We start from the raw sequence: 13,632 nt of genomic DNA on the forward strand, positions 1-13,632 counted from the left end.
TGGCTTTTACATTTCTCCATTTTCATATTTTATTGAAAACCACTTGTATAACGCCGGTAGAACCAATAGAGTTAGAATAGTTGAAGTGAATAACCCGCCAATTACAACAGTTGCAAGAGGTCTTTGAACTTCGCTGCCTGTTCCTGCTGCAAACAATAATGGAATTAAACCAAGGGCTGTTGTCAGAGCAGTCATTAAAACCGGTCTAACTCTTAACAAAGCTCCCTTTACTGATGCCTCATCAATTTTTAAACCCTCTCTCATTAACTGATTAAAATAAGTCACAATTATCATTCCATTTTCAAGAGCAATTCCGAAAAGTGCTATGAAACCTATTGATGAAGGAACTGAAAGATTTTGTCCTGTTATCCATAGGGCAGCAACACCGCCAACAAGTGCAAGAGGAATATTTAAAAGAATAAGCAGTGAATTTTTAACAGATCCAAAATTGAAAAAGAGTAATAGAAATATTAGAATTAAAGTTATCGGAATAACCACTGCAAATCTTTTATTTGCTTCCTGCTGAAGTTTGAACTGCCCGCCCCATGTTACAAGGTAGCCTGGTGGAAGTTTTACGCTTGATTCAATTAATTGCTGCCCCTCTTCTACAAATGTGCCTATATCTCTGCCAACAACATTAGCCTGAATAGAAATAAACCTTTGGTTTTTTTCCCGGGTTATCTGTCTTGGTCCTATTACCTCTTCTATTTCAGCAAGCTGGCTTAACGGAACATTAGTTCCATCCGGTGCTTTAATTAGTATTTTCCCAATAGCGTTTTCTGTTAATCTTGCTTCCGGCTTGAATCGGACAAGTATATCAAATCTCTTTATTTCTTCAAATATTTGTCCTGCGGTTTCACCGCCAACTGCTGCTCTTATTACCTGCTGAACATCTTCAACATTTATTCCGTAACGGGCAATGTTATGCCTATTTATTACAATTTTTAACTGTGGAGCACCCGTTACTTGGTCAACCTGAACATCTTCTGCTCCTTTTACAGTTCTGATAACTGAAGCAATTTTTTCAGCTTCATTCTTTAATACTTCCAGATCACCACCAAATAATTTGATAGCTAATTCTGCTCTTACACCCTCAAGAAGTTCATCAACGGTCATCTGAATTGGTTGCGTGAAATTAACAAGTGCACCCGGTATTTCTCCAAATTCCTCACGGATAATTTCCTCTAATTCAGTCTGACTCATATCTCCCCGCCATTGATCTTTTGGTTTAAGTAGAATATACATTTCTGCACTATTTATTGGATCTGTATGTGCACCTACCTCACCTCTTCCTATCCTTGTAACAGCTCCGGCAACTTCCTGAATTTTCATTAATCTTCTTTCGGCAATCAATGTTAATCTTGTACTTTCAGTTAATGATATTGAAGGAGCCATAGATATTCTCATTACTATTGTTCCTTCTTGCAAGGTTGGTGTAAATTCGGAGCCAAGCTGCGGGAAAATTATTATTCCGAATAATAATATAACAGAAGCTAATACTATTGCTGTTATTCTTCTTCTTACAAAAAATCTTACAGCCGGTTCATAAATCTTTTGCAGTTGAACTACAATCCATAATTCTTTTTGCTCTTTACTCTTTTTTAATTCTCTCTTAGTTCTTTTCATTAAATAAGTTGAAAGAACCGGGGCAATAAGTATAGCAAATATTAATGAACCCAGCATTGCAAGTGCAATTGTATATGCAAGAGGGCTAAATGTTTTACCCTCAACTCCCTGTAATGTAAATAACGGAATAAAGACAACAATGATAATTATTATTGCAAATGTTATCGGCTGGATTACTTCTTTGCTTGCAATAGAAATTATATGAACGAAGTTTTCTTCTTTTGATGATTCTCTTTTTAATCTGTCAACATTCTCAACTAAAACTATTGTTGCGTCAACCATCATTCCAATTGCAATTGCCAAACCACCGAAAGACATTAAATTAATAGAAATATTAAAGTAACTCATCCCAATAAATGCAAAGAGAATTGCGAAGGGTATTGATAATGCAACAACAATACTTGGTCTGAGTGAGCCCATAAAAACCACCAGAATAATTACTACTAAGATTATTCCCTGCCATAATGCATCTGTTACTGTTGTAACCGCTGATTCTACAAGAGATTTTTGTTCATAGTAAGGGACTATTTTTATTCCTTCCGGCAGTATTTTATTTATTTCGGCAAGCTTTTGTTCAACGGCGCCGATCACAGTAGAAGAGTTTGTTCCGTATAATTTTACTACCATTCCGGAAATTACTTCACCTATACCGTTTCTTGTTTGAACACCCCGCCTGATTGCGCCGCCTATTTCAACATCCGCCAATTCAGAAAGATAAATGGGTATTCCATCCTCAGCTTTAATTATAATATTGTTTATGTCTTCTATTTTTTGTGTTAAACCTACAGACCGGACTACAAACTCCTCCGCATCCTTTTCAATAAACTGTGCTCCAACATTTAAATTATTTGCTTTTATCTTATCAACAATTTCATTGATTGTAACATCATAACGCAACAGTGCATTCGGATCTACAGCAACCTGAAACTGTTTTTCATATCCACCAATACCAAGCACTTCTGTAACTCCGGGAACTGTTTGAAGCTGAAATTTTATTAGCCAGTCTTGAATAGTTCTTAATTCTTCTAGTGAATATTTGCCTGTTGTATCATCGAGATAATAAAACAAAACTAAGCCCATTCCGGTTGAAATTGGTCCCATTTGTGGATCGCCAAAGCCTGCCGGTATTTGTTCTCTTGCTTCTGTAAGTCTCTCATTTACTAATTGTCTTGCAAAATAAATATCGGTTCCATCCTCGAAATAAATATTCACAACCGATAAGCCGAAATTTGAAACTGACCGTATTGCTTCAAGATTCGGTAGTCCGTTCATTGTTACTTCAATAGGGTAAGTAACATATTTTTCAACCTCTTCCGGCGCCAACCCCTCTGTAATGGTAAACACCTGGACGAGTGAGGGCGAAACATCCGGGAATGCATCTATTGGAAGCTGCTTATAACTTAAATAACCCGCAGCCATTATTATTATTCCTAAAACAAGAATCAGTAGTCTGTTCTTTAATGCAAAATCTATTATTTTATTCATTGCTCATCCCTTGATTAATGTTCATCGCCGCCGAAAGATTCTTTCAAAATTTCGGCTTTGAGTAAGAATGAATTTTTAGATACATATTTATCCCCGGTTTTTAATCCAGATACTATCTCAATATTGTCATCATTTTCATTACCGGTTTTTACAACATGTGGTTTGAATCCGTCATCTTCATCTTTTACAAAAACCACCAACTGCTCTTCTAAAGTTTGCAATGCTGTTTTCTCAACAACAACCGAATACTTTTTTTCGCTTATATAAACTTTGGATGTTATAAACATTCCCGGAAGCCATTTCCCAGATTGATTATTCAATATTACCCTTGCAGTTGCTGTTCTGGTTTTTTCATCTACAATGGGACTAACATAGGAAACGGTTCCAATCTCTTCAATTTCTGTTGTACCAGCCGAAACAAGAGTCTTTTGACCAACTTTAATTTTACCAAGGTCTTTTTGGTAAATATTAAAGTTAGCCCAAACTTTATTGAGGTCTGCAATTGTAAAAGCGTGTGCTTCATTTCCAATCAATTCACCCTGTGTCATATGCATTTCAATTATAGTTCCATCAATCAAAGACTGAACTTCGTAGGGTGCTAAACTTTCATTGCTTTCTATTATTGCGAGAATTTCACCCTTTTTTACTTTATCGCCTACAGTCTTATATACCTCTTTAACTATGCCGTTAAATCTTGGAATTATATGCGAAATCCTTGAAGGTTCGGCGATGATTTCACCAGTTAAATCAATATGTGCCTTAATTACCCCGGATGCTGCTTCTTTAACTTCAATTCCGAATTCTTTTAATGTTTCTGCCGTCAAAACAATTTCTTCTGAATGCTCTGCATTTTCGTTGTTTCCCTCAGTTTCATTATGCTCTCTAGTCTCAGCAGCTTCATTTCCTGCTTTTTCATCAGAGCAACCAACTGCAAGAACCATTAAGAATGATATGAGTAATATTCCAATTAGTTTCATCTGTTTTTCTCCAAAATACTTTTTCATTGTATTAGATTTTTCCCTGTTATTTTTTCAATTTCTATTAGTGAGTTGTAGTAATCTGCCAACTCAAGCAAGAACTGTGTTTGCGTTTCAAATAAGGTTCGCTGTGCATCTAATAAATCAATAAAGGCAAAACGTCCTTGAATATACCCATGTCTTGTTATTTCGTAAGCATTCTCAGCTTCTGGGATGATACTATTTTTTAACTGCTGTGCATTATTGTATGAACTCAAAAGATTATTATAAGCTGTGTTTAGTTGTGCAATTACATTTAGCCTACGAGTATTCTTAATTGCATCAATTTGCTCTAATCTAACTTCTGCTGCTTCGATGTTTCCCTGGTTTCTGTTAAAAAATGGAAGGGGGATAGACAGTCTGGCAACAAATGAGTTAGTTTTTAATTCATTTAAATACCTCAAACCGCCACTTATTGTTAAATCCGGCACTGCCAACGACCTTTCAAGTTCAAGCGCAGCTTCTCTTAAATTTATGTCATTTTGTAATAATTTAAGTGTCGGAATTTCTTCAATATTTCCTATTATCTCTTCTCTTGTGCGCGGTACTGAAATACTATCAAATAAAATTGTAACTGGAATTAAATTCCTTCCCGTTGTTCCCAAAAGTGAATTAAGTTGCGCCTGTATGGAAGAGAAATTTCTTTGAAATCTGTCTAATTCAATCATGCTTTTTGTAAGAGTTACTTTTACTTTTGATTCTTCAGCCGCTGATGTTCTTCCTGCTTTAACACGTTCTGAAATAGTTTTAAGAATTTCTTCATTGAGCTCAACAAATTTTCTTTGCTGCTCAATTTGCTTTTGAACTTGATATAACGAAAAAAAAGTTGATTTAACATTTGCAATAACATCAAGTTTTAATAATTCGTATTCTCCTATAGAAGATACAATTTCGGTTTCAGCTAGATTTACTCTGCTGCCTTTTTTGCCACCAAGTTCTAAAAGTTGACTTCCTAAAATGGTGTATTCACTCCCTTTAAATCCGCTCAATTCCTTTCCGCCAAGAAAATTCTCTGCTTCAAACTCTGCTTCGGGATTAGGAATTAATTCTGCTTGTATTTTTTGTTTCTCTAAGATTGTTATCTCATATTTAACTGCCTTAAGATTAGGATTATTTTTTAAGGCGGTTTCTACAGCTACTGATATTGTTATCTCTTCTGATTGATTAATTAAATCATTCTCTTGTTGTGCCGCTATTGAAATAAGTTGGCATATGAACAAGAGAAATAATACACTTTTAAAGCGCATACATTCTCCAAATAGTCTTAAAATTTTTTGTTGGATTTTTTGAGAGTTAAAAAAAAGCTTTAAATCAGAAGAAGGACAGTTTTATATGAGTCAAGTTGAGTTGATTTATAATTTATTCGTTGGGTAATTAAAGTAGATTTTTTTTCTTTGCTGCTAATAATTTGGTTTTTAAAATCAATTATTATTGCAGTATTTAATGGTTGGTATTTCTTAACAGCAAATGAATATTCATTATCGCAAATCTCTGAAACAGCAATATCCTCACAAAGATTACATTCTTCATTTATGTTTGTTTCTAAATATTCAATATCACCTAATAATGATGAAGTATTACCACAGCAGTATTGTTTATCAATTACACTTTCCAGAAAAACACTTCCATCACTTTCCAAACAAATTATATAACTTTGTAAAATAGGGTGTGCAAGAACAATATAGAGAGCAAATAGAACTAGAAATACTTTGCGGACTACAATTCGTTCAGAGCAATATTTGATAATATTTTGTTTCGTGTAATTCATTAGCTTAAAGATACAAAAATTTTTAGTAATATTCTATTTTGGCATTTCTATTTGGGTTTAATTTATTTTAATCTTAAAGTTTATTGTTCTCTTACTCCCACTCTTTCCCTCAACAACCTCATAATTCTTAACCTTTCCCCAAACTTTCAACCACCTAGTAAACTTACTTTGAGTTAACTTTTCAAAATCTTCATACTCTTTTTTGAAATTTTCCCAAAGTTCTTTTTTCTCATATTCTTTCCCAATTTCTATTCCATCATTTGCAAATTCAACAAACTCTTGAGAAGTTTCATCGATCATTTTTTTCTTTTCAATGTTTACAAACTCATAACTAATTAAACCATTTCTTAGATATAATTGCAGACAACTAATCATTAAATTATCAAAATCTCTCCATTCACTTTCATTCCAAACATCAAAGAACGATTTTCCAAAATCATCGACTGGTCTATGCTGCATATTATAATAATCTGAAAATTCAACGATAAACTGTCTGTCAAGAGTGCTGTCATCAACTCCAACAATAGAGAAGTTTGTCGAAATCACAACCTTTGGCGATTCATTATAACCTAAGTGGATTTCATCTTTATTTTTTCTCTCAATAGTTATACCGTCAGTAATTATTGAAAACAATCTTTCAAAAGGAAATTTTTCCCGTATATCTTCAAATCCAATTACATTTGTATCAGCTTTAACTCTTTGAAAAGCAAAATTTTTAGATGGATTAAAATTTCTTCCATCTTCAGCAACAACATTTCTAATATGTCCGACAGCTTTAATAACAACTCCTTTACCGCTTCTGCCGGAAGCTCCATCACTTAATTTTTCGTCAATAAATACAACAGCTTTGGTAATAGATGGATTTTTGTAAGTATGTAATAAATAACCAATTCCACTTTTTAACGCATTAAATCTTTTTACATCACTTCTGCAAATGTTAAAAAGAAAATCTTCAAATACGCTCCGGTTACAAGCATCACTAAAATTCCTATTGATAATTTGTTTTTTCCAAATGTGTTTATCTAATTTAGTATAATCATAAATTTTGTAAGTTTTGCTACTTACCTCAACAAAACCATTTTTAAAATATAAGTAGCCTTTATCAATTGTATCTTTATTAAACTCGATTTTTTTTGTATCTAAAAATTCAAGGAATTGTTGTGTAAAAAGCTGGTTTGCAGATTTAATTAAAGTATCTATGATTTCATTTCTATTTGTTCCTTCAAGTTCCTCAATTGCTACTTGATTTAAAAAAGTCATAACAAATTCTTTTACATCAATTCCATCAATTTCTTCAACAATATTATTTTCAATTCTTACGAACAAATGATTTGATTCTAACTTATATTTACAAAAACCCTCACTTTCCAAAAATCTCTTAAAACGAATTCTAGAAATTTTTAATCTTCCTGCCACGCCATTGCGGTGGTCATTTTCTTTGTACCAAAATTTTATTAGTGGTTTTTTCCACCCATACAATTCAGCTAAATGATAAATAGTTCCGATAGTAACTCTGCCATCATAATCCTTTACTAGTGTTTCAAATTTTTTCACTAACTCATTTTCGCTGTCTTTATAGTTTGGATTTTTCAGACTCATATCAACAAAATATTTTTCTCCGTCTTTACCGAGTGGAACCAATCCAAAACCAATTTTATACCAATCTTCATAACTACTATCCGGTAAATGTTTGGAAAGAAAATCTAAAGCACTTTCCAATCTTGCTTTATCATAATAAATCTTTTCAGTCTTTTCTTTTTTTTCTTCTTTTTTATTTTGACTTTTTACTTTTGTCTTTTCACTTTCAATTACACAATACTTTTCCAAACACTCAATTACTTTTTCTAATTCAACATATTCTGGTAAGTCTTTTGGGTCGTCAAAATAAAATTTGTAAATACCACCGCTTTCATGCATGGAAGGAGGCAAAGCAGTTTGGCAATTCTTCCACCTTAATTCTAAATGATGACAATATCCATCTTTCTTCATATTAAATTTGTAAACAGCCTTTATTCCACCCAACTTATTTAATAATTCTGGATTTTCTTTTGCTCTGAAATAAATATGAAATCCCACTTCACTACCACTTTTAACAACCCAACAATATTTTTGGGTAAGACCTAAAGCATCAAGTATTAATTCAACAATTTCAAAATCATCTGTCCCATCAATATCAAAATTTCTAATATCAACCCAACCTTGTATTCCTCCAATACCAGTTGAATTATCCCAATACATATTTTCTAAATCATTTTCAGATTGTAATTCAACTTGCCACTTTTCCCAATCAATCATTGGCTTTTTACCTTTTAGAGGTAACAAATTCATTTTCATATTTAGGCGATATAACTTTGCAATTTCTTTATAACTACTCATTTTATTCAACTCCATAATTCTTTATAATCTTTTATTTGTTTCTACGTTTTCACGTTTCTTCGTTTTTACTTTTATTCTTTGCTTTTTAATTCTGCATTCTTAATTCTGCATTCTAAACTCTATTTTTTTTTAGAATCTATTCACCGCATCCCTTAATTCATCTAAATCAATTCCGGCATAATATCTTGTTGTTACATTAACATTTGAATGCCCCAACAATTTTGAAACTGTAAATATTGGGACCTTGTTGCTTGCCCATCTTGTAGCAGCAGTTGCTCTCAAACAATGCCAATGTAATTCATCCGGCAACCCAAGTTCTTTAATAACTTTTTTCAGCGTTTTAGAAATTGTATCTTTTTTAAATTGCTTGCCATTTTCTTGAACAAAAACAAATTCACGCAATATCTTACCCCTTTCAAGTTGTCTTTTAGAATTTCTATGCAGTATTCTTTCCATTCTTTCATTTAACGGTATTCTTCTAATTTTCTTTGATTTAGTTTTAAATAACCTATTCCCAATTGTTATTACCTTATTTCGTATCTCAATATCGCTCCATCTTAAATTATTTTCTTCATCTAAGCGTAGTCCCGTTTCCACTGCAAAAAGTACCATATCTGAAATAACTTCTTTACCTTTTGATGTAAGTAATTCGCATATTTTATTTATCTGTTCATCAGTAAAAACTATAGGTTCATCTTTTTGGCGTTTGGGAAGTTTGACTTTTAGAAATGGATTTGAAGAAATATAATTCCAGTCAATAAATACATTAAACATTGTTCGGTAAACTTTTAAATAATTATAACAGCCTAAAGGTGCGGTTTTAGAAATTTTCATCATTAAATTTTCAGCTTCTTTTCTTTCTATTGTATTTAATGATCTATTGCCGGGAATGAATTCCAAAAATCTTCTTTCAGCGGTTTTCGCAGATTCTACAGATTTTTTAGTGAGATTAAATTCAATAAGTTTATTATACTCACTGAAACCTTGATCAACAGCTACAATTTCTTTTAAAGTGTTTTGTTGATTTCCAATTCCCAGCAATCCGACAAGCAATTTCACTTTTTCCAATTCCTCAGTAGAAAAGTTTTTAAAAACTTCTAAAGGATCTGTTTTTATTATGTTATTTAATTCTTCCATTTTCTTTTTCAACCGAATGACTATGAATAACTTTTTATTTTTCTATTTGTCCTTTCCTTTCATTCCAAATTCTGATTTCTGTATTCTTTTTTCTTTCAATCTTGTAATCTTTAAATTTTGCAATCTTTCAATATTGATATTTTCACGTCTTTACTTTTCCACATTTATACGTCTATCCGTATTTACGGCGGATATTCTTCTTGATCACTGAGCGCTGTCGAAGTGTCATCCTCATGTTCTTCTTCACTTTTCTTATTTAACTTTTCACCTTTGACTTTTGACTTTGAAAATATCCACTCATCCAATTCATCTTTTGAAAAGAACAAAACTTTCCCAGTTGGTCTATGACACGGAATTATTTTTCGTGATGTTAATTTGTAAAGGTAGCTGTAGCTAAATCCTAAGTACTCAGCAGCTTGATTGAAGTTTAAAGGTTTGTCGTTTCTTTTTTTAAGAAGTGCTTCAATTGAAGTTAATTTTTCCAGCAGTTCATTTTGTTTTTTCTCTTGTTTCATTTTTACACCTAACATTTTTGTTTTTGTTAGGTGTAATTATATACTTCAAAAAAAATATAAAATATTGGTAGTCCTTGATACCAAGGAATTTATAATAACTTTAATTCGAATTAAATGTTTTATTAACCATATCATTAATTTCATCAGCGTCTTTTGGCTTTCTGTTTTTATTAAAAACTAAATTTTGTGCTGCTTGTCCCATTTGTTTGTTATTAAATCTTTCACCCTTTTTATTTTTAAAATGATTTGAAAGTAGTACATATTTTTTTTCATCTTGTGAAGAATCAATAAAATTATTTCTTACAAGTAGCTCATACAAATATATTAATTGACCTTCAGTGCCTTTCCACCAAATTAAATCATCAATATTTACGGTAACTAAAGTTTCTATAGCCTCTATTTGTTTTTCCTCTCTCCAATTAATCTCATTATCTAATCGTTCATCTAGAGGTAAACCAACTGGTCCGTTAGGATCAAGTAAAGGAGGATCATTCAACCATTCTTTTTTAACATATTTTAGATAATCAATTTGTTTTGCAAAGTTGTCATATTTTTTACACTCTTCCATAATATCAACAAACTTAAATCCTCTACAATTATATTCATTATCTTTCATTTATTTAACCTTTTTATTACATTGATTTCTGCAAATTTAAAATATGAAGAAAATTATTATTATATAAATATATTTTGAGTTTTAATCCTTTTAATGAATGAGTAAACCGCAGTTACAGAAAAAGCTTAAAGCGAAAAGAATTGACGATAAATCGTTCTTAAATATTTGTAGAAGTTATATTAAATCAAAATATTCTTTTTACACCATTTCTGATTCAACGGCTTCAGAATTACCAATAAACGCTTTTTCCTATAACCAGAATAAACTTTTCAAGATTCTAAAATCAGCTTCAAATGCTAAAATATTAGAAGAAATTACAAATGATCTAAATAATGTGTCTTCTTCAAAATTAGAAATTGAAAAAGTTGTTTATTTTGCACAAAATAATATTTACTCCGATCCCAAAACTTTAGAGCAAATAAGAAACAAAGTATACAGCAAATTACCTTTTGAAATAATTTCATTACATCAAATTCTGCTTTCATTAAATAAATCAAGTTCCCTAAATTCTCTTACCTTAGTTCCAAGAAATAGTTTACATGATCTTTACAGCTCTGAATATAGCTATGTAGAAGACGAACAATCTGTAATATCAGATATTTTCAACTATATATTTAATAGTACTGAAAAAATTGTATTTGAAAGACCCACAGAAATCCGTCTTCAAAAACTAATGCGAAAAATAAATAAGAATTTCGTTGATAATTTTGCAATTACTGTAAAAAATATGTTTAACGTTAATTGGCGTTATATTCTATCTGTAGAAGCTTATATAACCGATCAGATAGTCATTGATGACCGCCACATTTTAGCCACGTATAATAAAATCAGAAATGAATATATTATGCTTGCTAAAATTCCGGATTACGAATGTCCAGTAAATGATCCGAGACATATTATCACAATAGCAAAATCCATTATTCCTCAAGATAAATCACACTCTGAAACATACTTTTCAAGTGCAAATGCTATTGTTCTATATTTTTTTGAAATGTGTGATTTTGGCAATAAATATGAAGGGGAACAGCTCTCATTTATTCAACAATTCAATGATAGAAATAAATGATTATATCCAAGTATGAAAATATTTCTAATTCTCTTCCCAAAATTGGTTATGATATTATCCTAAAACTTCAAGATCGTCCTTTTGAGCCTTTTGAACTCTACTCAACTTTAGAAAGAAGAGTTGGTATTAATAAATTTTTTGACATTCTCACATTCTTATATATGACAGAAATAATTTATTATGATTCATATCAATTAAGGCTCGTTCATGAAATTAATTAAACTCTACACCGCTCCAAACAATCTTTTTGAACCAGTAATTTTTCATCCTGGAATAAATATTATCTATGGCATTAAATCATCAGATGATAGCTCATTACATGGCATTGGTAAATCGTTAGTTCTTGATTTATTAGATTATGCTTTATTGTCATATTTCAATCCTCAAGGAACTACTCGTTTAAATCGTGCAGTAAATAAAAGTAAGTTAGGCAAACATATAATAATTCTTGAATTTTCAATAAATAAAGATATTTATAAAATTTCACGTTCATTTACAAAACCTAATGAAGCAAATTTATTTATAAATAATAAGTTGATACACACTAAATCTGTAGTAAAACTCAGAGATAAATTTGCCGATATAATTTTTTATCGCAATAATTACTCCGGTAAATTTGATACTAACTGGTATTATAAACTAATAAGCTTTTATCTTAAAATTCAGCAGATTACCGATGAAAGATTTACTAATCCAATTAAATTCACTAATCGTCCTTATGATGAAATCTTAGTCTACTTATTCTATTTATTAAATCTAAACAATTCTGTTTTAGCAAAAAGTCTTGAAATTCAAACTAATAAATCAAATCTTGAAAAATCTCTTAATATCACTAAAGATTTTGTAACATCAACTTTTGAATTTCCAAATCTTGCATCAGCAAAAACAAAAGTATCAACACTGAATAAGAAAATTAGTCAATTAAGTTCTGCAATTAAGAAGTTAGAAATTGATGAAGAGTATAGCTCTACGCAAAAAGAATTAGATGAAATAACTTCAGAAATTAAACGTTCTCTATTCCTCAATCATTCAGCGGAAAGAAGATTATTGGAATTTGAAGACCTCTCTAATAATAGTGATAGATTAAATACGGAACACGTTGAAGATATTTATTCTCAATATTCTTCAGATCCCAAACTTGCAACTTTCATCAAAAAATCTCTCGATGATGCTAAAGAATTCCGTAGCAGTTTATTTTCATCTCGTAAAAATTTTGTCATGATAGAAAGAGATAGATTAAAACGTCAGATTGAAAAAAGAGAAAGAGATATTAATTCTCTAAAAACCAAACAAAGAAGGTTATTAAAACTCCTCGATTCAGAAAAAGCATTAGACGATATTAGTGCAGCATATGATAAATTATCAAATCTTGAAAGCGAAAGAAACCAAATCCGATCAAAGCTTGACTTGTTTGATCAATTAGAAGAAAGTATTAGTAAATTAAGTGATCAAGATTCACTTCTAAAAATTGAATTTGATGAGTATATCTCAAAAATTGAAAAAGAACTTAACAATTTACGCAGCTTAATAAATGAAATTTATTCAGCAATTTTCGGTACAATTGATTATGAATCTCTATTCTTTTTTACTCGTAACGAAAAGGAACATCGGCTAAAAATAAATGTTATTCCGGATGACAAATATTCTCACGGTAAAAATCAAGGTCGTACCTTAGTTTTTGATCTTGCAGTTTTGTTTAACTCAATTGAAAATAAAGTAAATTCTCCCAAATTTCTTATACACGATGGCATTTTTGATTCTCTCGATAACTCTCACTTTGTTGCTTTATATGAATATTGCGATAAAAAACTCAAAGAAAAAGTAGATTTCCAATACATAGTAACTCTAAATCAAAAATGGCAATCAGAAGACTTATTTAGCAGTTCTAAAACTGTTAATTTAGAACGTATTGAAAAAGATGCTGTAATTAATATTGAATCAGACAAAAGATTGTTAGGTGAGAAATTTTAATTTTAAGTAACTTTAAATAATTAACAGTTACATTTAGATTAACTAATTATAATTTT

11 protein-coding genes are annotated in these 13,632 nt (G+C 30.9%); 3 read left to right on the forward strand and 8 right to left on the reverse strand.

Going from position 1 to position 13,632, the window contains the following annotated elements:
- Positions 1-6: 6 nt before the first annotated feature.
- The 8 genes from IPH62_09590 to IPH62_09625 form a co-directional block, all read right to left on the reverse strand.
- A complete protein-coding gene (locus IPH62_09590) occupies positions 7-3,111 on the reverse strand; it encodes an efflux RND transporter permease subunit (GenBank protein MBK7105524.1) in 3,105 nt (1,034 codons plus the stop codon).
- 14 nt (positions 3,112-3,125) lie between these two features.
- A complete protein-coding gene (locus IPH62_09595) occupies positions 3,126-4,115 on the reverse strand; it encodes an efflux RND transporter periplasmic adaptor subunit (protein MBK7105525.1) in 990 nt (329 codons plus the stop codon).
- Positions 4,112-5,374 (reverse strand): TolC family protein, encoded by a 1,263-nt coding sequence (locus IPH62_09600; protein MBK7105526.1) that lies wholly within the window; start codon positions 5,372-5,374, stop codon positions 4,112-4,114. The genes IPH62_09595 and IPH62_09600 overlap by 4 nt, the downstream gene beginning before the upstream one ends.
- A gap of 59 nt (positions 5,375-5,433) precedes the next feature.
- On the reverse strand, positions 5,434-5,895 hold the full coding sequence (locus IPH62_09605; GenBank protein MBK7105527.1) for a hypothetical protein: 462 nt from the start codon (positions 5,893-5,895) through the stop codon (positions 5,434-5,436).
- 57 nt (positions 5,896-5,952) lie between these two features.
- Entirely contained in the window at positions 5,953-8,271 is a 2,319-nt protein-coding gene (locus tag IPH62_09610; GenBank protein ID MBK7105528.1) for a PriCT-2 domain-containing protein, read from the reverse strand.
- A gap of 129 nt (positions 8,272-8,400) precedes the next feature.
- On the reverse strand, positions 8,401-9,408 hold the full coding sequence (locus tag IPH62_09615) for a site-specific integrase (protein ID MBK7105529.1): 1,008 nt from the start codon (positions 9,406-9,408) through the stop codon (positions 8,401-8,403).
- 182 nt (positions 9,409-9,590) lie between these two features.
- Positions 9,591-9,923 (reverse strand): helix-turn-helix domain-containing protein, encoded by a 333-nt coding sequence (locus tag IPH62_09620; GenBank protein MBK7105530.1) that lies wholly within the window; start codon positions 9,921-9,923, stop codon positions 9,591-9,593.
- Between the two features lie 100 nt (positions 9,924-10,023).
- Positions 10,024-10,539, reverse strand: coding sequence for a hypothetical protein (locus IPH62_09625; GenBank protein ID MBK7105531.1), 516 nt, complete (start codon positions 10,537-10,539; stop codon positions 10,024-10,026).
- 97 nt (positions 10,540-10,636) lie between these two features.
- Here IPH62_09625 and IPH62_09630 point away from each other — a divergent pair, with 97 nt between their 5' ends.
- From IPH62_09630 to IPH62_09640, 3 genes are read left to right on the forward strand one after another with little or no spacing between them, the layout of a single operon-like run.
- Positions 10,637-11,605: a hypothetical protein gene (locus IPH62_09630; GenBank protein MBK7105532.1), complete on the forward strand. Its 969-nt coding sequence runs from the start codon at positions 10,637-10,639 to the stop codon at positions 11,603-11,605.
- Positions 11,602-11,826: a hypothetical protein gene (locus IPH62_09635; GenBank protein ID MBK7105533.1), complete on the forward strand. Its 225-nt coding sequence runs from the start codon at positions 11,602-11,604 to the stop codon at positions 11,824-11,826. The genes IPH62_09630 and IPH62_09635 overlap by 4 nt, the downstream gene beginning before the upstream one ends.
- The gene (locus tag IPH62_09640; GenBank protein MBK7105534.1) at positions 11,813-13,576 is read left to right on the forward strand and encodes a DUF2326 domain-containing protein; all 1,764 of its coding nucleotides are present in this window, start codon (positions 11,813-11,815) and stop codon (positions 13,574-13,576) included. The genes IPH62_09635 and IPH62_09640 overlap by 14 nt, the downstream gene beginning before the upstream one ends.
- The last annotated feature ends 56 nt before the right edge of the window (positions 13,577-13,632 follow it).

The organism is Ignavibacteriota bacterium, from assembly GCA_016708125.1.
Classification (GTDB): domain Bacteria; phylum Bacteroidota; class Ignavibacteria; order Ignavibacteriales; family Melioribacteraceae.